Origin of the sequence: Xanthomonas sp. DAR 80977 (genome assembly GCF_041240605.1) — a bacterium.
In the GTDB taxonomy this organism is placed as follows: Bacteria; Pseudomonadota; Gammaproteobacteria; order Xanthomonadales; family Xanthomonadaceae; genus Xanthomonas_A; species Xanthomonas_A bundabergensis.
Window position 1 is genome coordinate 5,260,955 of sequence record NZ_CP162487.1, and the last position, 20,172, is coordinate 5,281,126.

Consider the following 20,172-nt stretch of genomic DNA (forward strand, 5'->3'; position numbering starts at 1 on the left):
GGGGTGGGCCGCGACCGCCGCAGATGACCACGTCCCGTAGCATCACCGTACCGGCGCGCATGCAAGCGCGCGCGCCCCTCGCCGACACCGGCGAACCGCTGCTGATCGACCTGCTGGCCTATATCGAAGAGAACATCGGCGAACCGGAGCTGGGCGGCGAGATGCTGCTGGCGGCGTTCCCGCTGTCGCGCGCCACCTTGTACCGGCTGTTCCAGGCGCGCGGCGGCGTGGCCAGCTACATCCGCGAGCAGCGCCTGCGCACCGCGCACCGCTACCTGCAGCTGCATCCGCAGTGCAGCCTGACCTGGCTGCTGTACGAAATGGGCTTCGCCTCGGAACGGCAGTTCCAGCGCGCCTTCCAGGCCCGCTTCGGCATGTCGCCGGCGCAATGGCGCAAGGCCTGCCGCGCGGCGCCGTGCCAGCCCAGGGAAGAGCGCCGCGGCCCCTACATCCCGATGTGGCGGATCATCCGCGAGCTGTGCCGCACCTCGATGGTCGACGACGCACCGGTGTATGCGCCGGCGGAACCGGCAACGGCGCAATAGGCGAGAACGCAGCCGCCGCTCCCTGTAGGAGCGGCTTCAGCCGCGACCGGAGCGTTCCCGGCGAGATCGGGTCGCGGCTGAAGCCGCTCCTGCAGGAGGCACCGCCGCCGGTACGCGTCCGATTTCAGCGGATCACCAGCACCGGCACCTGGCTGTGCGCCAGCACCTCGGCGGTCTGGCTGCCGAGCAGCACCCGGCTCATGCCGCGGCGGCCATGCGAGGTCATCACGATCAGGTCGCAATGGTGCGAATTGGCGATGTCGATGATGCCCTCGGCCGCGTAGCGATCGAGCACGTGGCAGCCATGCGCGACCACGCCGGTGGCCTCGGCGGCGGCGAGCGCCGGCGCCAGGATCTTCTGCGCGCCTTCCTCGCGGTCCTGCCGGTACTCGGGCGTGGCCTCGTAGCCCACGCTCCAGCCCATCGCGTCGTACATGCCCATTGCCCACGGCTCGGACACGGTGACGATGTCCACCTCCGCACCGAGCCGGGCGGCGAGCGCCAGGCCCTGTTGCAGGCCCTTGGCGGACAACTCGGAACCATCGATTGCAATCAGGATGCGCTGGTACATCTGCGTGCTCCGGTAACGCCGCCTGCGGCGGCACGGGCACCATTGCACACCCGGCGTAAACGCCGCGCCTTGACCCGGATCAAATCGCGGACGGTCGCGGCGCCAGCGGCCGCGCCGGATTGCCGGCCACGCGCGCGCCGGCCACCACGTCGCGGGTGACCACGCTGCCGGCGCCGATCACCGCATCGTCGCCGATCGTCACCCCGGGCAGCACGATCGCCCCGCCGCCGATCCACACGTTGCGGCCGATCGTCAGCGGCCGCCCGAACTCCAGCCCGGCCGCACGCTGCGCCGCATCGCGCGGGTGATCGGCCGCGTACAGCTGTACCGCCGGCCCGATCTGGGTGCCGTCGCCGATGCTGACCTTGCCCACGTCCAGGATCACGCAATTGAAGTTGAGGAACACGTCCTCGCCGAGAAAGATGTTGTAGCCGTAATCGCAATGGAACGGCGGCCGCACCACCGCCCCGCGCCCGACCGCGCCCAGGCGCTCGCCAAGCAGTTCGCGCCGCCGCGCAGGCGGTTCGGCCAGCGCCGCGTTGTAGCGCACCATCCACGCCTTGGCCGCGGCCTGGTCGGCCTGCAACTGCGCATCGCCCGGGCGATACGGTTCGCCGGCCAGCATCTTGTCTTTCTCGCTAAGCATCCTGCCCTCCCAGGCGATGTGGAGGGCGCATCATCGCATCGCCCGCGATCCCTGCGTTGTGACGCCCTTGCCGCGTGGGCAATACTGCCTGCACTGCCGCCGCTCGGCGTGCGGATCCTCGATGGTGATCGCATGAAGCTTCGCCTTGTCTGCCTGGCCATCCTTCTGGCGATGTTCTTCAGTGCGCCGTCGCATGCCACGTCCACGTTGTCGTTCGAAGGCGGCGGCTACAGCATGACGTTCGAGATCGGCCATACCGATCGCCCGGTAATCGCCAGCATCCATTTCTACGAACCGGGCGACACGAAGGGCGTCGTGTTGCGCGAGGACTTCCAGGTAAGGACCTTCGACACCAAGCGCAAGGAGCTGCTGCTGATCTACGCAGGCCGCGACAAGCGCGTGCCGCCCTTCACGCTGGTGGTGCACTCCGATACGTCGACACTGTCGATTGGACGCAAGCGCATCGGCTCCACCTTCAGCTGGGAAATGTAACGTGGCGAAGCCGCCGGGATAGGCACCGGCCACCGTCGCGCCCCGCCACGACGAACCGATCCATCTGCCGCACTGCGCGTCTCCGCGGGTGCTAATGTCGCGCGCTTGACGTCACCCGATCCAGATCCCGGAGCCCTGCCATGCCCGCCGCCGCCTTCTCCGCCCCCCGCCGCGCCTGCCTGGCGCTGGCTCTTGGCATTTCCCTCGCGCTGGCCGGCGCAGCAAGTGCAGCAAGCGCGCAGACCGTGCGCACGCCCGACGTGCCGGCGCCGCAGGACACGCCGTATCCGGGTAGCATCGCGCTGCAGGTGGATGCCGGCGACGTGCGCCAGGGCATCTACCGGGTGCGCGAGACCATTCCGGTCGTGCCCGGGCGGCTGACGCTGCTGTATCCGCAGTGGATCCCCGGCGACCACTCGCCCAGCGGGCCGGTGGCGATGCTGGCCGGGCTGACCCTCACCGCCAACGGCGCGCCGCTGGCCTGGCGCCGCGACACCTTCGACGTCTACGCCTTCCATGTGGACGTGCCGCCGTGCGTGTCCGTCATCGAGGCCAGCTTCCAGTACCTGTCGCCGCGCGACGACGGCTTCGAGATGACCGACAGGATGCTGCAACTGGAGTGGAACAAGCTGGCGCTGTATCCGGCCGGCCACTACGCGCACGGCATCACCGTGGTGCCCAGCGTCACCCTGCCGGCCGGATGGCAGTTCGGCACGGCGCTGGAGACCGCCACGCAGTCCGGCGCCAGCACCACCTTCAAGCCGGTGGACGTCGAGACCCTGGTCGATTCGCCGATCTACGCCGGGCGCCATTTCAAGCGCGTGGACCTGACCCCGCCGGGCGGCGCGCCGGTGCACCTGGACGTCGTCGCCGATGCGCCGAAGTTCCTGGAGATCACGCCCGCGCAGCTGCAGGCGCACCGCAACCTGGCGCTGCAGGCGGTCAAGCTGTTCGGCTCGCATCACTACGACCACTACGACTTCCTGTTCTCGCTGTCCGACGTGCTCGGCGGCAACGGCCTGGAGCACCACCAGTCCAGCGAGAACGGGCTGGAGGCGGACTACTTCAGCGCCTGGGCCGACAACGCGCCCGACCGCGACCTGCTGGCGCACGAGTACACCCACTCCTGGAACGGCAAGTTCCGCCGTCCGGCCGACCTGTGGACGCCCAACTTCAACGTGCCGATGGGCGATTCGCTGCTGTGGGTCTACGAAGGGCAGACCCAGTACTGGGGCTACGTGCTGACCGCGCGCGCCGGGATGTGGACGCCGCAGCAGTTCCGCGATGCGCTGGCGATGACCGCGGCCAACTACGACCGCAACCGCGAAGGCTTGCGCTGGCGTTCGCTGGAGGACACCACCAACGACCCCACCGCCGCGCATCGCGCGCCGCTGCCCTACCGCAGCTGGCAGATGAGCGAGGACTACTACAGCGGCGGGCAGATGCTGTGGCTGGCGGTGGACGCCAAGCTGCGTGCGCTCAGCCACGGCCGCAAGTCGCTGGACGATTTCGCCAAGGCCTTCTTCGGCGTGGACGACGGCAGCCACGCGGTCAGGACCTATAGCTTCGACGACGTGGTGGCCGCCCTCGATGGCGTGGCGCCGTTCGACTGGGCCAGCTATCTCAGGCAGCGCGTGGACGCGGTGAATCCGCCGCTGCTGGAAGGGCTGCAGGCCAGCGGCTGGAAGCTGGTCTACACCGACCAGCCGAGCGAGTACGAGAAGCAATACGACAGCCGCCACCATTCGGCACGCCACCGCTACAACTTCGCCTGGTCGATCGGCCTGGTGATGAACGACGACGCCAGCATCAACGACGTGGTCTGGGACGGGCCCGCGTTCAAGGCCGGCATCAGCACCGGCGCCACGCTGCTGGCGGTCAACGGCCAGGACTACACGCGCGAGGCGCTCAAGCAGGCCATCGCCGAGGCCAAGGGCGGCACCGCGCCGATCGTGCTGACGCTGAAGTTCCAGGGCAGCGTGCGCAACGTGGACGTGAACTACCACGACGGCCTGCAGTACCCGCACCTGGTCCGGGTGGACGGCACGCCGGACAGCCTGAGCCAGATCATCGCCGCACGGCGCTGAGGCGACGGGCGGCCGGTTGCGCACCGGCCGCCAGCGCGCGGGCAGGCGGCCATGGCAAACCCCGCATGGCCCAGCTGCCGCGCCGCGCGTCCTGCGCTCGGGCGTGGACGCGGTCCGTGGCGCCTGCCCGTCCATCGCCAGCCTGAGCGGCCGGATCGCCGCCAGCCAAGGGGAAGCGGCGCTGGCCGCAAATCGGGACCGCGCCTGCCCTGTCCCTCCCGTCAAAAAACTGTGGCAGAATTCTCATAACAAGCGTGCTGGGGAGCACGACAAGGCCTCGCACTGCCTTGTTCGCGCCATTGCCGCCCGGCAATCGGTGCACGTCATGCCCTGTCGGTTTCAGCGCGACCCTCCAGATCCGGTGAGCACATGGACTTCCGTACTTCCTCCCTCCCTGCCTCGCTCCCCATGAAGATCGCGCGCCGCGCGGCCTTGCTGGTCCTGGCGGCGCTGGCCCTGAGCGGCTGCCAGCCGCGCCAGACCGGGATGTTCTCGACCCTGGAACTGGACAAGGACGGCCTGCTGTACGGCTACGAGATCTTCATCGTCAAGGCCGATCGCGGCGCCGGCGCGGGCCAGGACTACTATGCGATCGTGCAGTGCGCCGACGGCAAGGCCGGTCCGCCGTCGATCGGCCAGGTGACCATGGCCGCGGACCAGGTGCGCATCGCGCTGCCGTCGCACGCGACCCAGGGCTGCCCGTCCTCCACCTTCGTCGGCACGGTCGGCTTCAAGGAACTGGCCGGCCATTTCGTCGGCGGCGAGCCGCTGGCGCTGGCGCGCAAGTACAGCTTCTGGGAATGAACGCCCTGCCCTGACCTGGCCGCGCTTGTTGGAAGACGGGCGGGAATGCTAGCGTCGCAGCGCACGCCTCCACGAGACGACCCCATGACGCGCAGGGATTGCGCCTGTTGCGTTGGACGCGCCGGCTGGATGGCGCGGTCGTGCATGGCGGAGGTGGCGATGCCGGGCTCGTGCGCGCAGCGTGCTGCCGCCGCATCGCCGTTGGCTCGCTCGTCCACTGCAGCCGGAACATCCTTGGGAGGTCGCATGAAGATGCTGTATGCCGCCGTGTTGGCGGCGGTCCTGATGCCGTGCGCCTCCGCGCACGCCGATTCGCCGACATCCTCGCCCTTGCTCGGCAGCTGGGCCGTGGACGTATCGCGCCTGCCGAAACCGCCGCAGGAACGGCCGAAGAGCGTCACCCTGACCTTCGGCGAAGCCGGCAACGGCAAGTGGGCCGCCAAGGTCGACATCGTCGAGCAAGGCGGCGGGACGATGCATGCCGAAGGCGTCGCCGCCCTCGATGGCCGCGCCACGCCGGTGAAGAACAATTTCGAAGCCGACACCTTTGCCCTGCAGACGCCTGCGCCCAACGTGCTGGTGATGATGCTGGCCAAGGACAGAAGCGTGGCATCGACCCGCATCTACACCGTCGCCGCGGATGGCCGCTCGATGACCGAAACCGTCGCCGCGTTCGCACCGGACGGCAGCCCGACGATGCGCACCAACCATTTCACCCGCGTCCCGTCGCCAGCGGCGGCGCCGCGCCGCTGAGGCCGGCGACCGTCGATGGCCCGGGCCGCGCACGCGCCGGCATCACGGCATCGCGTGTCCGTTCGACCTGCCAAAGGCGCGTGCCCTGCGCTGTCACCATCCACCCGTTCCCGGAGGTTGCAATGAAGCGAGTCACCGGCATTGGCGGCATCTTCTTCAAGGCCCACGACGCGGCGGCGTTGCAGGCCTGGTACAAGCGCCATCTCGGCATCGACGTGCAGAACTGGGGCGGCACCGCGTTCACCTGGACCGACGACGCAGGCGCGCCGGTCGCCGGCACCACCATCTGGTCGATCGGCTCGGCGCAGGGCGAGCAGTTCGCGCCCAGCACGGCGCCGTTCATGATCAATTACCGGGTGGACGACCTGCACGCGCTGGTCAAGGTGTTGCGCGAAGAAGGCTGCAACGTGCTCGAGCGCGTGGACGATTCCGAATACGGGACATTCGCCTGGGTCATCGACCCGGAAGGCAACAAGGTGGAACTTTGGCAGCCGCCTGCGGGGCAGTGAGCGCCCCGGCTATGTCGATGCGCTCCCAACGGCAGGTGTCGATCGCGATCGTATTGGTGAGCGCGCTATGCGCATGCGGTTCGCCGACACCGCCGCTCCCGGCGTCGGGTACCGATCAGGGCCCGGGTCTGGACCGGGCTTTCCTATTCGTCTGCGACACGGGAAGAAGACCGTCTCCTGGTTTCGCCGATCCCGCATGGCGCGAAGACGACCTGCGTGGATCGTGGCGCGGTCCAGATCGACTACCGAAAAGATGCGCTTCGCATCCTTCCTTATAGAGCCGGCATCACGGCGCTGGAACTGCGTTGCGTGTCCCAGCGACAAGCCGATTCCTTCTTTCGGGAAGCACAGGACCAGCTAGCGATCCTGGTGGCGGGCGACAACGCGATCGCGACTTACCGTGTCGGGCCACCGACAATGGGATGCGGGTGGCATGGTGCGAGCGATCTGCTGCAGGCCGTCGCGCAATGCGAGCGCATCGCCGACGCCTGGTCCGTGCCCAGCAAGCGCTGCTCGACACTCTGCGCCCAGACGAGCGACGCTGACACCAGCAGCATCTGCGTTGCCAACACGCGCACGCGCTGAACGCGGCTTCGGCAACGCCGCTGCCGGCTCCGTCAGATCACCGTCAGATTCGCGTACGCCATCACCAGCCACTTCGCGCCGACCTCGTCGAACTGCACCTGCACGCGCGCGTGCGCGCCATTGCCTTCGTAGTCGACGACCACGCCGCCGCCGAACTTGGGGTGCTGCACGTTGGCGCCGAGCCTGATCGCCGGGGCTTCGATGACGCTGTGGCCGAGATTGCGCGGCGCGCCCAGCGAGGCGCTGCGCGAGACCTGCACCTTCGGCCGCACTTCGTGCAGCAGCTCGCGCGGGATCTCGCGCAGGAAGCGCGAGGGCACGTTGTAGTTGTCCTGGCCGTGGATGCGCCGCGACTCGGCATAGCTGAGCACCAGCTTGTGCCGCGCGCGGGTGATGCCGACGTAGGCCAGGCGCCGCTCTTCCTCCAGGCGCCCGCTCTCTTCCAGCGAACGCGCGCTGGGGAACAGGCCGTCTTCCATGCCGGCCAGGAACACCAGCGGGAACTCCAGGCCCTTGGCCGAGTGCAGGGTCATCAGCTGCACGCCGTCCTCGCCGGCCTGGGCCTGGCCTTCGCCGGCCTCCAGCGAGGCGTAGGACAGGAACGCGACCAGCTCGGTCATCGCCTGGCGGCCTTCGTCGGCGTCGGCGTCGTTGTCGGCGCGCACGAAGCGCGAGGCGACCGAGACCAGCTCGTCGAGGTTGTCGGTGCGCGATTCCGAATCCAGCCCGCCGCGGCTTTCCTTGCTCCAGTGCTCGCGCAGCGCCGAGCGCGCCAGCACCTGGTCGATCTGCTCGGGCAGCGGCAGGTCGGCCACTTCGGCGGACAATTGCTCGATCAGCCCCAGGAACTGCGCCAGGGCGTTGCGCGCGCGCGCGGCCAGGTCGCCGCCCGCTTGCGCCGCCTGCTGCGCGGCGGCCCACAACGACAGCGCCTGCGCGCGCGCCAGGCGCCGCACCTCGTCCAGGGTGCGATCGCCGATGCCGCGCGTGGGCGTGTTCACCGCGCGCTCGAACGCCGCATCGTCGGCGCGGTTGGCGACCAGCCGCAGGTAGGCCAGGGTGTCCTTGATTTCGGCGCGCTCGAAGAAGCGCATGCCGCCGTAGACGCGGTACGGCACCTGCTCGGCGATCAGCGATTCTTCGAACGCGCGCGACTGCGCGTTGCTGCGGTAGAGCACCGCCGCCTCGCTGTAGCTGCCGCCGTCGCGCACCCACTGGCGCACGCGCTCGACCACGTAGCGCGCCTCGTCGATCTCGTTGTAGGCCGCGTACAGGTCGATCGGGTCGCCGTCGCCCGAATCGGTCCACAGCTGCTTGCCGATGCGGTCCGGGTTGTGGGCGATCACCGCGTTGGCGGCGTTGAGGATGTTGGCGCTGGAGCGGTAGTTCTGTTCCAGGCGGATGGTCTGCGCGTTCGGGAAATCCTTCAGGAAGCGCTGCACGTTCTCGACCTTGGCGCCGCGCCAGCCGTAGATCGCCTGGTCGTCGTCGCCGACCACGAACACGCGGCCGCTGTCGCCGGCGAGCACGCGCACGAACGCGTACTGGATCGCGTTGGTGTCCTGGAACTCGTCGACCAGGATCTCGCCGAAGCGGCTGCGGTAGTGCGCCAGCAGCGCCGGGTTGTCGCGCAGCAGTTCGTGCGCGCGCAGCAACAACTCGGCGAAATCGACCAGGCCGGCGCGGTCGCAGCGCTCCTGGTACAGCGCGTAGGCGCTGCGCAAGGTGGTGGTCCACTCGTCGCGCGGCTCGGGCTGGATGTGCTGCGCACGCCGGCCCTCGTCCTTCTGCTGGTTGATCCACCACACGATCTGCTTGGGCGGGAACTTGCCCTCGTCCAGCTCCAGCTGCTGCACGACGCGCTTGACCAGCCGCAGCTGGTCGTCCGAATCCAGCACCTGGAAGCTCTCCGGCAGCCTGGCATCCTGCCAGTGCAGCCGCAGCAGGCGGTGCGCCAGGCCGTGGAAGGTGCCGATCCACATGCCGCGGCTGCCGTTGCGCAACTGCAGGTCGGTGCGGTGGCGCATCTCGCCGGCCGCCTTGTTGGTGAAGGTGACCGCGAAGATGCCGTGCACCGGCACGCCGTGGACTTCGTTGAGCCAGGCGATGCGGTGGGTGAGCACGCGCGTCTTGCCGGACCCGGCGCCGGCCAGGACCAGGTAATGGCCGGACGGTGCGGAGACGGCCTCGCGCTGGGCGGGGTTCAGATCATCGAGCAAATGGGAGACATCCACCCGGGTATTTTACCGGTTGCGGCGGCGCATCGCCTGCGACAGGCGCGACGCCGACGCGAAAAACGGCGATTGCGCCATGTTCACGGCGTCGGCAACGGCCGTTCGGCGGCGAAATCCCCGAAAGCGCACAGCTTCGGGCAACTGCCGGCTGGACGCCCACAGCACGAAGAACCGGCCACTGCCGCCCAGACGCCGATGGAGCCGCCGGTACAGGCGGCCGTCGGCCAACGCCCAGCCTGTCCACTCCCCATCATCGATCGCGCGCGCGACTGGCCTGGGGGACAGGCAGCACGCCGGCGCGGCCCGGCCGACCTTGGTTGGCGCTGTTGGCACGGACGCCGATGATGCCAGTGATGCCGGGCGGGGCTGCCGCGCATCGCTCCGGGCCGGCCGGCCGCGAACGGGCTGGCGTTGGCCGCCGCCGGGTTGTACTGGCCGAGCGCCCGCCGGCGCAGGCGTTGCCGGCCCTGCTGTCGACCGGCGCCGGTACCGCGCTGCCGCGGGAGGGTGATGAGTGCGCTGTCGGTCAGCGTGGTACCGAAGGAACCGGCATGGCCGCCGGCATCTTGCTCCGACGTCATCTGGTTCAGCCAGCGCGGCCTCGATTTCCGTCGATGTTCGAAGTGGCGATCCATCTCTCCCGCCCGGCGCACCGCCGCGTCTCGAGTTCACCTTGGGTGCGTTGCGCTGAGTGCGCAACACTCGTCTGCGCATCCAGCGCATCGCTCGGATCCGACGTCTCAGCCGATGGCGAATTTCTGGAGAGCGTTGACGTCGAAATAGTCCCGCCACTCGACAATCTTGTCGTCCTGGAGCTCGAAGATGCCCATGATCATCACGCGTCCGATTTCACTGCCGTCGGCACGCTCGAACCGGTCGAGCCGTTCGGTCAGAACCCGAGATCCGTCGGCGGCAATGGCGAGCATGTCGATATGGACCGTGGAAATGCCCATCGATGTCTCCAGTTCGTCGATCATGGCAATCGCCTCCTCGATGCCCCTGGTGACTGAAACGCCTTCGTTGACCCAGCGCGTGTCGGGTGTGAACCAGCGGCGGACCGCTGGCCTTCCGCCGTCCTCAAAGAACGTTGCACAAAAAGCCGAGACAGTCTCGGTTGGCGTGGGCATGGCGATTCCTCTTCGGAAGATGCGATAGGCCTCAATGGCCTCGCTGTGCCCTACGCTAAGCATGGCGTCGCATCGCCACAATGTCTGATCTGCCGCCAAACTTGCCTGATTCTCCTGGAGGCTCGATACTCTTGGGCAATCGCTACTGGATGCCTCGATGGGCGAACTCGACGAAATCCGCGAGATGGCGCTGCGACACGCTGGGCGTCGGAGCCTTCAACTGCCGAGGCTGTTCGCCTACTCCCTCGACCATACGACCGAGGTCGACCCGCTGATCTACGATCCCGCGGCGTCCCTGGTGATACAGGGAACCCAGCGCATGTTCATCGGCGACCAGATGTTCGAGTACGGCCCTGGCCAGAGCATGATCGTCGCCGCTGAGATCGCTGCGCTGGGCCAGATTTGTGAGGCGTCGGAGGATCGGCCGTTCCTCGCCGTCGGTCTGTATCTGGACCCGATCCTGCTGTCGAACCTCATACTCGAAATGGCCGCAATACCAGAGTTGCCGATCGCGTCAGGCTACGGCGTCAGCACCGCGAGCGCGTCGCTGCTGGGCGCCTGGCGAAGGCTGCTGGAGTTGCTCGATCGCCCCGCCGAGATTGCGGTAATGGCGCAGCCTTTGCAGCACGAGCTCATGTTTCGGCTGCTGATGGGACCGCATGGCGGCCTGCTCCGTCAGATTGCCGGATCTGACTCGCGCCTGTCGCACATCCGGCAGGCCATGGCCTGGATCCGCGACCATTACACCGAGCGCCTCGATTTCAAGGCGGTCGCTGCGCTGGCGGGCATGAGCGTATCCGTTTTTTACAGCCGCTTTAAGGCCGTCGCCGCCGTCAGCCCGCTCCAGTATCAGAAATATGTCCGACTCCACGAGGCCCGCCGTCGCATGATGGCGAACCAAGCGGGCGCAGCCGAGGTGGCGTTCGCGGTCGGCTACGAAAGCGCCTCGCAGTTCAGCCGCGAATACAAACGCCTTTTCGGAGCGCCGCCGGGTCGAGACATCGTGAAAGCGAAGGCAGACTTGGGCCGCGTCAATCTGCCAAGAGCGCTTGGTGCTCGGTCAGATGCTGTCTGAAACGGTCTGCGTAATCCTGGCCCACGGCCGCGGCGACGCTGTCTCGTGATGCCAATGACTCACGCCACTGGGACACGCGTGGCAGGCCATGAAAGATCGGCTGCGTCACGGTCGGGTCGATGAGGCCGAAGTACCGGAACACAGGCGCGAAGACCGCATCGACCATGCTGAACCCAGATCCGGAGAAGTAGGGCCCCTGTTCCATTGTGCCTTCGAGCTTCTCGAGCCGGCCGCGAAGGGCGGCACGCCTGGCGTCTGCCGTCGCGCGATCCTTGGCATTGAGGAATTGCCACGCGTCGGCCAGGGTCGCCGTGCCGTACTCGATCCACGCGCGCTGGTGGGCACGCGACAGCGCATTCTCCGAGTAGAGCTTGCCACCGTCCTGCGTCTCTTCGAGATACTCGCAAATCACCATGCTCTCGAACAGGACCGCATCTTCTTCGCCAGCCCGCTCCACCTTCAGCAAGGGCACCTTGCCTGTCGGTGAAAGTGCCAGGAACCAGTCCGGTTTATCGGCAAGATCGACGTTGATTCTTTCGAAGGCGACGTTTTTCTCCAGGAGAACAATGGCCGCACGCTGGACGAACGGGCAAAGCGGATGGCTGATGAGCGTGAGCGTGCTGGTCGTCATGCTGTTTTCTCGAGAATTGACAATCCGGGGAGCGCTTGCCTGGTCTACAGCAATTGTCCTCCCGAGATATCGAATGTGGTGCCATTGGCCCAGGCCATGTCGTCGGACAGGATCGCGGCGACGGCGCCGCCCACGTCGTCCGGCAGGCCGACGCGCCCCAGCGCGATGCCCTGCGCCACGTACGCATTCACCCCCTCGTTGTCGCGCACTGCGCCACCGCCAAAATCGGTTGCGATGGCGCCCGGCGCGATGGCGTTGACGCGAATCCTGCGCGCACCCAGCTCGACCGCCAGGTAGCGCGAAAGCACCTCGACCGCCGCCTTCATGGCTGCGTACAGGCTATAGCCCGGCAAGGTGAAGCGCACGAAGCCGGACGAGACGTTGAGGATCCGACCGCCATCGGCGATCAGCGGCAGGAGCTTCTGCGTCAGGAAAATCGGGCCCTGCAGGTGGGTGGAAACCAGGGAAGCAAACTGCTCCTCGGTCGCATCGACAAAGTTCGAGAACAGTCCGTTGCCAGCGTTGTTGACCAGATAGTCGAAACGATCCCGGTGGAAATGCGACCTGAGCGTCTCGTCGACGGCCTCAGCGAACGCCGGGAAGCTCGCCGTGTCGGTCACATCGAGCGCCAGCATCGACGCCTTGCCGCCCAGCGCCTCAACGTCCTGACGCAAGGCGTTGGCCTCGGCCGCGCCATTGCGGTAGGTGCCGATGATGTGGACCCCGCGCCTGGCCAGATGAAGCGCCATGTTGCGGCCAAGGCCGCGGCTCGCGCCGGTGATGAGTGCAATAGGGTGGGTCATGGCGGCCTTTCTCGGATGGTCGCGCCCTCGGGCGCCTTGTCCAATCCAAGGTAGGCAAACGCCGGGGCGGGAACCAGTTCGATCGGCTCAATTTCTTACCTGATCGTCTCAATCGTGTTTTTGCTTTTGCGCGACGGAGTGGCACACTGCAGCGATGACGAACGATCTCGCGCCGCATCTGGACATTGTGCTGCGCCACGCCGCGACGGGTTCGACGGAGACGCCGATCCCCCGCCTCGACCTGTTTGCAGGACAAGGCTCCGCCGACAAGACGCCTTGCCTTTATCGCTCGATGATCTGCTTCATCCTGCAAGGGTCCAAGCGCGTTGCGGTCGGCGACACCCGCCTGAGTTACGACAGCGCGCAGTATTTCATCAGCGCTCTCGACCTGCCGCTGATCGGGCAAATCCTGGATGCCGGCAAGGACCGTCCCTACGTCGCGGTCTCACTCGTCCTGGAGCCGGCGCTGTTGGCGGAGCTGGCTGCGGGCATGCCCCCGATCCGCGAGAGCGATCAGAAAGGCATGGGCATCGCGGTCAATCCAATGAGCGCTCCGCTTCGCGATACCTTGCTCCGGTTGCTGTCGTTGCTCGACAACCCCGCGGATATTCCCACGCTCAGCCCGCTGATCGAGCGCGAGTTGCTCTACCGTTTGCTGCAAGGCCCCCAGGGGCGATTGCTGCGTCAGATCGCACGGCCTGAAGGTGCCTTGGACCGCGTTCGGCGCGCTATCGCGTTGATCAGGGACAACCGCGGCGCGCAGCTTCGCATCGGTACCCTTTGCGATGCCAGCGGGATGAGCCGCGCAAGCTTGCATCGCCATTTCCTGGCGATCACCGGCCTCAGCCCGCTTCAGTATCAAAAGCAGCTCAGATTGCAGGAGGCCCGCCAGCTGTTGCTGGCGGGCGGCCACAGCGCGTCGGATGCGGCGTTCGCGGTCGGATACGAAAGCGCCTCCCAATTCAGCCGCGAGTACCTTCGGCAGTTTGGCGCGCCGCCCGCGCGGCATGTGCGGGAGATGCGGCAAGCGATTGAGCAACCGCCAGGGCCTTAGACGTTTGCGGCTGCAGGCCGATCTGCAAGACGCCGGGCCGGCTCCTGCGAATCCTGCGAATGACGCGATTGCAGTGCGTTTTATGCGGCGCTCGCCGGCAGCAATGCGCACAGCACGGCCTGCGCCTGCTGCTGCGCCTGCACCCGCAATTCCGGGATCGCCAGGCTTTCCCACAGGCTGCCGATGCGCAGGCTGCCGAGCACGCGCAGGCGCGGATCGGCCTGGCCGTCGGCGTCGAGCAGCGCGCCATCGGCGGCGGTGGCCACGCCGATGCCGTGCGGGCCGGGCGCGGCGTGGCCGCAGCCCAGCAGTTGGTGCAGCAGCGGGTTGCGCATGGTCTGCGCGCGCAGCTCCACGCCGGTGGCGTTGACCAGGTAATGGGCGTCCAGTTGCAGCGCCAGGCCATCGGGACCGACCGCGTTGACCTGCACGCAGGCGCCGACCGGGAACACCGTGTCCAGCCGCGCGCGGTGCACGCGCAGCTGGCCAACCCGGCGCATCGCCTGCAGCTGCGCGAACACCGGCGCGGCGATGCGGTGCCGGTGCACGTCCCAGTAGCGCGCGGCATGGCGCAGGAAGCGCCGCTGTTCGCTGGCCGACAGCGATTGCCACAGCGCCTGGCCCAGCGGCCGCACCCGCTCCATCACGCTTTGCCAGGGCAGGCCGTGCGCCTGCGCGGTGGCCGCATGCCGGCGCAGCGCGCGCAGGCGCTGGCGCAACGGCAGCGCCAGCAATGGCTGCGGATCGAACTCGGCCGCGGCATTGCCGACATGCTCGGCATGCGGCAGCGGCAGCACCGCGTGTCGCGAGATCACGTGCACCGGGCCGCGGTGCGCATTGGCGAGCAGGGTCAGCACGCTGTCGGCCATGCTCAGGCCGGCGCCGACGATGCACACCGTGGACTCGCGCGGGATCGCGCGCAGCCGTGCGTAGTCCCAGGCATCCACGCGCACGTGCGCGGGCAGGCTGGGCGCGCCGCGCGCCGGCAGCGGACGCAGGCTGTTGCCCAGCGCCAGCACCGTCGCCTGCGCGCGCAGCGTCGCGCCGTCCTGCAACCGCAGCGCCTGGCCGCGCGCATCCGGGTCCAGCGCCAGCACCCGCTGCTGTCGCCACTGCAGCTGCGCCGGGCTGGCGGCCTGCGCCTGCGCCAGGCGCGCGCGCAGGTAGTCGGCGTAGTGGCGGCGCTGCACGTAGGCCTGCGCCAGCGCGGCGCGCTCCAACGCCGGATACAGCGCCTGCTGCTGCAGCCAGTCGAGGAAGTCGTCGGGCAGCTCGGCGAAGGCGCTCATGCGCCCGGCCGGCACGTTCAGCAGGTGCTCCGCGCACGGCGTCGCATAGGCCACGCCCTGCGCCAGCGCGGCCTGCGGCTCGATCAGCTGCAGCCGCAAGGGGCGCGTGGCCTGCCGCAGCAGCTGCAGCGCGACCAGGGTGCCGGCCGCGCCGCCGCCGACGATGGCGATATCGCAGTCGCAGTCGCCATCGGATGCAGTGGGCAGGAGTTCGCTCATGCCGGCGATTGTAAGGGATGCCCCCGCCGGCTCCGCCGATGGCTAAGAACCATCGCTCATGTGGTGGCGAACAGCGCGCATGGCAGCGACATCATGCTGTCATGTCCACGCGTTCTCACATCAGCGCGTCGGCCAGGCGGGCAATGCCTTCGCGGCTGCGCCGCCACGCCGGCCGCTTGCGCCACGCCTCCAGCGACAGCGTGCGCGCATCGGCCAGGTAGTCGGCCTCCACCGCGCGCAGCCGCTGCACCACCTCGGCGCTGTAGCACAGCACGCCGATCTCGGCGTTCAGCGCGAACGAGCGGATGTCCAGGTTGATCGAGCCGACCAGGGCGATGCCCTCGTCCACGCTCAGGTGCTTGGCGTGCAGGAAGCACGGCCGGTACAGCGCGATCTTGACCCCGCTGCGCAGCAGTTCGTCGTAGTAGGCCTCCTGCGCCCAGGCGGTGAGCCGCTGGTTGCTGCTCTCCGACAGGATCAGCTGCACGTCCACCCCGGACAGCGCGGCGATGCGCAGCGCGCTCAGCGTGGCCTCGTCGGGCACGAAGTACGGCGTCACCATCACGATCCGCCGCCGCGCCAGGTGGATCAGCGCATTGACCGCATCGCGCGCGTTCTCGAACGGATACGCCGGGCCGCTGGGCAGCAGCTGCATGGCGGTGTCGGCGCCGTGCACCGCGGTGACCTCGGCCACGCGCAGGCGCTGCCCGGTCTCGATGAACCAGTCGCTGGCGAACACCGCCTCCAGGTGCGCGACCACCGGCCCCTGCACCCGCGCCACCAGCTCGCGGTTGGGATGGCCGCGCACGAACTCGGCCGCGGCCAGGTTCTGCGAGCCGATGTAGCCGACGCGGTTGTCGATCACCGCGATCTTGCGGTGGTTGCGCAGGTCCATGCGCCCGCTGCGGCGCCAGCGCAGCCCGCCCGGCAGCAACGCCTGCACCTCGATGCCGGCCGCGCGCAGGCGCTTGCGATAACGGCGCAGCCCGCGCCGGCCGCCGCGCGCGTCGAGCATCAACCGGCAGCGCACGCCGCGCGCGGCGGCGCGCAGCAGCGCGGCCACCACCGCATCGCCGACCGCGTCGTCGAACATCAGGTAGTACAGCAGGTGCACGCGCTCCAGCGCCGCGTCGATGTCGTCGATCAACGCCTGCAGCGAGACCGCGTAGCGGTCGAGCAGTTCCACCGTGTTGCCGTGGGTCGGCATGAAATCGCCCTGGCGCTCGATCAGCGGCACCACCTCGGCGATCGAGGTATCGGCCGGCGGGATCCAGCGCAGCGCGGTCAGCGGCAATTGCTGCTCGCGGATCACCTGCGAGGCCTGCGCCTGGCGCTGCACGCGCTCGCGCGACAGCCACGGGTGGCCGAGCAGCAGGTACAGCGGCAGCCCCAGCACCGGCACGAAGCCCACCAGCAGCAGCCAGCTGCGCGCGGCACCGGGCGTGGTGCGCGCGGGGATCCACAGCAACGCCACCAGCCGGATCAGCCAGTCCAGCGCCAGCAGCCAGGTGCCTTCCAACCAGAACGGCAGCATCGCGACCCTTCGCAACCAAGTCGCCCGATTCTGCGGGCTGCGGCGGCAAACGCAAGCGTCTCAGCGCGACGCGGCCGGATGCCGGAACGGCCACGCGGCCAGCGCCGGCGACGCCTCGCGTTCGGCGCACACCGCGCGGAAGGTGGCCACGAACGCGGATTGCAGCCGCGTCGGATGCCAGTCGGCGCGCGTGGTCATGCCGATCCGGCGGCGCACGCTCGGGCCCGCCGTGCCGATCTCGCACAGCAAGCCGGCGCGGCGCTCGACCAGGAACTGGTCGCGCGACATCAGCGTCAGCCAGTCGTCCTCCAGCAACAGGCCGCGGATGATCAGCACCGAGCCGCACTCGATGCGCAAGCGCGGCGGTTCCAGCGCCTGCTCGCGGAACATGCGCTCCCAGCGCGCGCGTACCGGGGCGCCGGTGGCGGCCACCACCCACGGGAACTCGAGCAGCCGCGCGAAGCCGAAATCGCGCCCGGCCAGCGGATGCCCGGCACGGCCGACGATGACCGGGTCGTCGTCGAACAGGCCTTCCTGCACCACGTCGCGCACCGGCAACCGGTCGCGCAGCGCGCCGATCAGCAGGTCCAGGCCGCCTTCGCGCAGGTGCCCGAGCAGCTCCGCGTACGGGCCCTCGACGACGTTGACGGTGGCGCCGGGGTGCGCGCGCGCGAAGCGCGCCAGCACCTGCGGCAGCAGGATCGCGCGCGCCAGCGGCATCGCGCCGAGGGTGACCCGGCCGGCATCCTTGGAACGCAGCCCGGCCAGCTCCTCCAGGCCGGCGCCCAGTTCCGACAGCGCCAGCCGCACCAGCCGCAGCATGCGCGTGGCCGCCGGGGTCGGCTGCACGGTCCTGCCGCGGCGCACCGTCAACGGCACTTCGATCGACGCGGACAGCTCGTGCACCGCGCGGTAGATCGCCGGCTGCGACACGCCCGAGCGCTCCGCCGCCAGCGAATAGCTGCCGGCGGTATCGACCGCGGCCAGCGCGCGCAATTGGCCCAGGCTCACCCGCCGTTCCACCGCCGCGATCGCCGGCAAGCGCTGCGAACGCCTGGCCAATTGCACGCCGCGGGCGATGTAGCCCAGCGCGCGCTCGATCCGCGGCACCAGCAACTGCGCGGCCTCGGTGGCGGCCATGCCGCCGGGCTGGCGGTCGAACAGGGCCAGGCCGAACTGGCCCTCCAGCCGCGCGATGGCCTGGGTCAACGCCGGCTGCGAGAGATTGAGCAGCGGCGCGGCCGCGCTGATGCCGCCGACGTGGCGCACCACCGCCAGCGCGTGCAGGTGCCGCAGGTTGAGTTCGGGCGTCGCTTCCACATCCAAACTATAACCAAAACCAATGGCCATGCCGCAAAACGATCTTGAGCTATTCGAGGTTGCGCACACAGACTTCGCCATCCCTTACGAAGGATGAATGGATGTCCAAGGTCGTCACCCAGATCGAGCGCACCGCGCCGGCACTGATCCATGGCCTGGCCCAGGCCGGCGTCGCCACCGTGCACGAGGCGCAGGGCCGCAGCGGCCTGCTGCACCACCGGCTGCGCCCCGTCTACGCCGGCGCGCGCATCGCCGGCAGCGCGGTCACCGTGTCGGTGCCGCCGGGCGACAACTGGATGATGCACGTGGCGATCGAGCAGCTGCGCGACGGCGACGTGCTGGTGGTGGCGCCGACCAGCGACTGCTGCGACGGCTACTTCGGCGACCTGCTCGCCACCTCCGCGCAGGCGCGCGGCTGCCGTGGCCTGGTCATCGATGCCGGGGTGCGCGACGTGCGCGACCTCACCACGATGCGCTTCCCGGTCTGGAGCCGCGCGATCTGCGCGCAGGGCACGGTCAAGGAGACGCTGGGCTCGGTCAACCTGCCGCTGCTGTGCGCCGGCGCGCTGGTCCAGCCAGGCGACGTGGTGGTGGCCGATGACGACGGGGTCTGCGTGGTGCCGCGCGCCGATGCCGCGCGGGTGCTGGCCGAGGCGCAGGCGCGCGAGCTGCGCGAACAGGCCAAGCGTGAGCGCCTGGCCAATGGCGAGCTCGGCCTGGACATCTATGCCATGCGCGAGCGCCTGGCCGCCAAGGGCCTGACCTATGTCGGATGATCCGGCACGCGCCGCGACGCCGGCGCACCCGCAAGACCGGCCAGGGCACGGCGTGCGCGCGATGTGGATGCGCGGCGGCACCTCCAAGGGCGGGTTCTTCCTGGCCGACGAATTGCCGGCCGATCGCGCCGCGCGCGATGCCTTCCTGCTGCGCGCCTACGGCTCGCCGGACCCGCGCCAGATCGACGGCATGGGCGGCGCCGATCCGCTGACCTCCAAGGTCGCGGTGGTGTCGCGCTCCAGCCGCGACGATGCCGACGTCGATTATCTGTTCCTGCAGGTCCATGTCGACCAGGCACTGGTCAGCGATGCGCAGAACTGCGGCAACATGCTGGCCGCGGTCGGCCCGTTCGCGCTCGAGCGCGGCCTGGTCGCCGCCAGCGGCGAGCGGACCGACGTGCGCATCTTCATGCGCAACACCGGCAAGCTCGCCACCGCCACCGTGCCCACGCCGGGCGGGCGCGTCCGCTACGCCGGCGATGCGCGCATCGATGGCGTGCCCGGCAGCGCCGCGCCGATCCCGCTGGCGTTCGCCGACATCGCCGGCTCGTCCTGCGGCGCGCTGCTGCCCAGCGGCAAACCGGTGGACGAGATCGACGGCATCGCGGTGACCCTGATCGACAATGGCATGCCGTGCGTGGTGTTGCGCGCGAGCGACGTGGGCATTGGCGGCTACGAGGACCGCGACACGCTCGACGCCGATACCGCGCTGAAGGCGCGGCTGGAGGCGATCCGCCTGCAGGCCGGACCGCGCATGCGCCTGGGCGAGGTCGCCGAGCAGACCGTGCCGAAGATGATGCTGGTCGCCGCGCCGCGCGATGGCGGCACGATCTGCGTCCGCTCGTTCATCCCGCACCGCTGCCACGCCTCGATCGGCGTGCTCGGCGCGGTCAGCGTCGCCACCGCCTGCCTGCTGCCGCAATCGCCGGCGCACGCGCTGGCGCGGCTGCCGGGCGGGCGCAGCCAACACCTGCAGGTCGAACACCCCAGCGGCGCCACCGGCTGCGTGATCGATCTCGATGCGCACGGCGCAGTGGTCCGCGCCGCGGTCCTGCGTACCGCACGCAAGCTCTTCGACGGCCACCTGTTCGACTGAACCGGCGCCGGCGTACACCATC

General features: G+C 69.1%; 21 protein-coding genes. 11 read left to right on the forward strand and 10 right to left on the reverse strand.

Annotated elements, in window-relative coordinates:
- The first annotated feature begins 59 nt into the window (after positions 1-59).
- Positions 60-545, forward strand: a complete 486-nt coding sequence (locus tag AB3X10_RS22385) for a helix-turn-helix transcriptional regulator (protein ID WP_369981956.1) — start codon at positions 60-62, stop codon at positions 543-545.
- A gap of 124 nt (positions 546-669) precedes the next feature.
- Here AB3X10_RS22385 and AB3X10_RS22390 read toward each other — a convergent pair whose 3' ends face one another.
- Both AB3X10_RS22390 and AB3X10_RS22395 read right to left on the reverse strand, forming a co-directional pair.
- Entirely contained in the window at positions 670-1,116 is a 447-nt protein-coding gene (locus AB3X10_RS22390; protein ID WP_369977670.1) for a universal stress protein, read from the reverse strand.
- 79 nt (positions 1,117-1,195) lie between these two features.
- Positions 1,196-1,762: a maltose acetyltransferase domain-containing protein gene (locus tag AB3X10_RS22395; protein ID WP_369977672.1), complete on the reverse strand. Its 567-nt coding sequence runs from the start codon at positions 1,760-1,762 to the stop codon at positions 1,196-1,198.
- A gap of 234 nt (positions 1,763-1,996) precedes the next feature.
- Here AB3X10_RS22395 and AB3X10_RS22400 point away from each other — a divergent pair, with 234 nt between their 5' ends.
- The 6 genes from AB3X10_RS22400 to AB3X10_RS22425 all read left to right on the forward strand — a co-directional run bounded on the left by AB3X10_RS22400 (position 1,997) and on the right by AB3X10_RS22425 (position 6,992).
- On the forward strand, positions 1,997-2,254 hold the full coding sequence (locus AB3X10_RS22400) for a hypothetical protein (protein WP_369981958.1): 258 nt from the start codon (positions 1,997-1,999) through the stop codon (positions 2,252-2,254).
- Between the two features lie 140 nt (positions 2,255-2,394).
- A complete protein-coding gene (locus AB3X10_RS22405; RefSeq protein WP_369977674.1) occupies positions 2,395-4,341 on the forward strand; it encodes a M61 family metallopeptidase in 1,947 nt (648 codons plus the stop codon).
- Positions 4,342-4,749: 408 nt separating this feature from the next.
- The gene (locus AB3X10_RS22410; protein WP_369977676.1) at positions 4,750-5,145 is read left to right on the forward strand and encodes a hypothetical protein; all 396 of its coding nucleotides are present in this window, start codon (positions 4,750-4,752) and stop codon (positions 5,143-5,145) included.
- Positions 5,146-5,397: 252 nt separating this feature from the next.
- A complete protein-coding gene (locus AB3X10_RS22415) occupies positions 5,398-5,898 on the forward strand; it encodes a hypothetical protein (protein WP_369981960.1) in 501 nt (166 codons plus the stop codon).
- 122 nt (positions 5,899-6,020) lie between these two features.
- Complete coding sequence (locus AB3X10_RS22420; RefSeq protein ID WP_369977678.1) at positions 6,021-6,407, forward strand: VOC family protein; 387 nt, start codon at positions 6,021-6,023, stop codon at positions 6,405-6,407.
- A gap of 216 nt (positions 6,408-6,623) precedes the next feature.
- Entirely contained in the window at positions 6,624-6,992 is a 369-nt protein-coding gene (locus AB3X10_RS22425) for a hypothetical protein (protein ID WP_369977679.1), read from the forward strand.
- A gap of 32 nt (positions 6,993-7,024) precedes the next feature.
- Here the strand turns inward: AB3X10_RS22425 and uvrD are convergent, their stop codons facing one another.
- From uvrD to AB3X10_RS22440, 3 genes are all read right to left on the reverse strand, one after another.
- Positions 7,025-9,226 (reverse strand): DNA helicase II, encoded by a 2,202-nt coding sequence (uvrD, locus tag AB3X10_RS22430; RefSeq protein WP_369977681.1) that lies wholly within the window; start codon positions 9,224-9,226, stop codon positions 7,025-7,027.
- Between the two features lie 9 nt (positions 9,227-9,235).
- Complete coding sequence (locus tag AB3X10_RS22435; RefSeq protein ID WP_369977683.1) at positions 9,236-9,454, reverse strand: hypothetical protein; 219 nt, start codon at positions 9,452-9,454, stop codon at positions 9,236-9,238.
- A 512-nt stretch (positions 9,455-9,966) separates the two neighbouring features.
- Positions 9,967-10,353, reverse strand: coding sequence for a limonene-1,2-epoxide hydrolase (locus tag AB3X10_RS22440; RefSeq protein ID WP_369977685.1), 387 nt, complete (start codon positions 10,351-10,353; stop codon positions 9,967-9,969).
- Positions 10,354-10,510: 157 nt separating this feature from the next.
- Between AB3X10_RS22440 and AB3X10_RS22445 the strand changes: the two genes are divergently transcribed.
- Complete coding sequence (locus AB3X10_RS22445; RefSeq protein WP_369977687.1) at positions 10,511-11,428, forward strand: AraC family transcriptional regulator; 918 nt, start codon at positions 10,511-10,513, stop codon at positions 11,426-11,428.
- Here AB3X10_RS22445 and AB3X10_RS22450 read toward each other — a convergent pair.
- Both AB3X10_RS22450 and AB3X10_RS22455 read right to left on the reverse strand, forming a co-directional pair.
- Complete coding sequence (locus AB3X10_RS22450; protein WP_369977688.1) at positions 11,385-12,059, reverse strand: glutathione S-transferase family protein; 675 nt, start codon at positions 12,057-12,059, stop codon at positions 11,385-11,387. The two genes, AB3X10_RS22445 and AB3X10_RS22450, sit on opposite strands and share 44 nt — an antisense overlap.
- Before the next feature lie 44 nt (positions 12,060-12,103).
- Positions 12,104-12,862 (reverse strand): SDR family NAD(P)-dependent oxidoreductase, encoded by a 759-nt coding sequence (locus tag AB3X10_RS22455; RefSeq protein WP_369977690.1) that lies wholly within the window; start codon positions 12,860-12,862, stop codon positions 12,104-12,106.
- A 154-nt stretch (positions 12,863-13,016) separates the two neighbouring features.
- On the opposite strand from AB3X10_RS22455, the gene AB3X10_RS22460 reads away from it, so the two are divergent.
- Positions 13,017-13,916 carry an AraC family transcriptional regulator gene (locus tag AB3X10_RS22460; protein ID WP_369977692.1) on the forward strand — a complete coding sequence of 300 codons (900 nt, stop codon included), beginning with the start codon at positions 13,017-13,019 and terminating at the stop codon, positions 13,914-13,916.
- An 80-nt stretch (positions 13,917-13,996) separates the two neighbouring features.
- On the opposite strand, the gene AB3X10_RS22465 is transcribed toward AB3X10_RS22460, so the two are convergent.
- The 3 genes from AB3X10_RS22465 to AB3X10_RS22475 form a co-directional block, all read right to left on the reverse strand.
- The gene (locus AB3X10_RS22465) at positions 13,997-15,424 is read right to left on the reverse strand and encodes an FAD/NAD(P)-binding protein (RefSeq protein ID WP_369977694.1); all 1,428 of its coding nucleotides are present in this window, start codon (positions 15,422-15,424) and stop codon (positions 13,997-13,999) included.
- Between the two features lie 115 nt (positions 15,425-15,539).
- Positions 15,540-16,958, reverse strand: coding sequence for a cardiolipin synthase (cls, locus tag AB3X10_RS22470; RefSeq protein WP_369977696.1), 1,419 nt, complete (start codon positions 16,956-16,958; stop codon positions 15,540-15,542).
- Positions 16,959-17,018: 60 nt separating this feature from the next.
- Complete coding sequence (locus AB3X10_RS22475; RefSeq protein WP_369981962.1) at positions 17,019-18,278, reverse strand: LysR substrate-binding domain-containing protein; 1,260 nt, start codon at positions 18,276-18,278, stop codon at positions 17,019-17,021.
- A 101-nt stretch (positions 18,279-18,379) separates the two neighbouring features.
- Between AB3X10_RS22475 and AB3X10_RS22480 the strand changes: the two genes are divergently transcribed.
- Together AB3X10_RS22480 and AB3X10_RS22485 are read left to right on the forward strand one after the other, a co-directional pair.
- Positions 18,380-19,054, forward strand: a complete 675-nt coding sequence (locus AB3X10_RS22480; protein ID WP_369977698.1) for a 4-carboxy-4-hydroxy-2-oxoadipate aldolase/oxaloacetate decarboxylase — start codon at positions 18,380-18,382, stop codon at positions 19,052-19,054.
- A gap of 61 nt (positions 19,055-19,115) precedes the next feature.
- The gene (locus AB3X10_RS22485; RefSeq protein ID WP_369981964.1) at positions 19,116-20,150 is read left to right on the forward strand and encodes a 4-oxalomesaconate tautomerase; all 1,035 of its coding nucleotides are present in this window, start codon (positions 19,116-19,118) and stop codon (positions 20,148-20,150) included.
- Positions 20,151-20,172: the final 22 nt, after the last annotated feature.

Bases quoted from the DNA above. Each gene is read 5' to 3' on its own strand.
- AB3X10_RS22385 (WP_369981956.1), top strand. From the start codon at position 60: ATGCAAGCGCGCGCGCCCCTCGCCGACACCGGCGAACCGCTGCTGATC.
- AB3X10_RS22390 (WP_369977670.1), bottom strand. From the start codon at position 1,116: ATGTACCAGCGCATCCTGATTGCAATCGATGGTTCCGAGTTGTCCGCC.
- AB3X10_RS22395 (WP_369977672.1), bottom strand. From the start codon at position 1,762: ATGCTTAGCGAGAAAGACAAGATGCTGGCCGGCGAACCGTATCGCCCG.
- AB3X10_RS22400 (WP_369981958.1), top strand. From the start codon at position 1,997: ATGACGTTCGAGATCGGCCATACCGATCGCCCGGTAATCGCCAGCATC.
- AB3X10_RS22405 (WP_369977674.1), top strand. From the start codon at position 2,395: ATGCCCGCCGCCGCCTTCTCCGCCCCCCGCCGCGCCTGCCTGGCGCTG.
- AB3X10_RS22410 (WP_369977676.1), top strand. From the start codon at position 4,750: ATGAAGATCGCGCGCCGCGCGGCCTTGCTGGTCCTGGCGGCGCTGGCC.
- AB3X10_RS22415 (WP_369981960.1), top strand. From the start codon at position 5,398: ATGCTGTATGCCGCCGTGTTGGCGGCGGTCCTGATGCCGTGCGCCTCC.
- AB3X10_RS22420 (WP_369977678.1), top strand. From the start codon at position 6,021: ATGAAGCGAGTCACCGGCATTGGCGGCATCTTCTTCAAGGCCCACGAC.
- AB3X10_RS22440 (WP_369977685.1), bottom strand. From the start codon at position 10,353: ATGCCCACGCCAACCGAGACTGTCTCGGCTTTTTGTGCAACGTTCTTT.
- AB3X10_RS22445 (WP_369977687.1), top strand. From the start codon at position 10,511: ATGGGCGAACTCGACGAAATCCGCGAGATGGCGCTGCGACACGCTGGG.
- AB3X10_RS22450 (WP_369977688.1), bottom strand. From the start codon at position 12,059: ATGACGACCAGCACGCTCACGCTCATCAGCCATCCGCTTTGCCCGTTC.
- AB3X10_RS22455 (WP_369977690.1), bottom strand. From the start codon at position 12,862: ATGACCCACCCTATTGCACTCATCACCGGCGCGAGCCGCGGCCTTGGC.
- AB3X10_RS22460 (WP_369977692.1), top strand. From the start codon at position 13,017: ATGACGAACGATCTCGCGCCGCATCTGGACATTGTGCTGCGCCACGCC.
- AB3X10_RS22465 (WP_369977694.1), bottom strand. From the start codon at position 15,424: ATGAGCGAACTCCTGCCCACTGCATCCGATGGCGACTGCGACTGCGAT.
- cls (WP_369977696.1), bottom strand. From the start codon at position 16,958: ATGCTGCCGTTCTGGTTGGAAGGCACCTGGCTGCTGGCGCTGGACTGG.
- AB3X10_RS22480 (WP_369977698.1), top strand. From the start codon at position 18,380: ATGTCCAAGGTCGTCACCCAGATCGAGCGCACCGCGCCGGCACTGATC.
- AB3X10_RS22485 (WP_369981964.1), top strand. From the start codon at position 19,116: ATGTGGATGCGCGGCGGCACCTCCAAGGGCGGGTTCTTCCTGGCCGAC.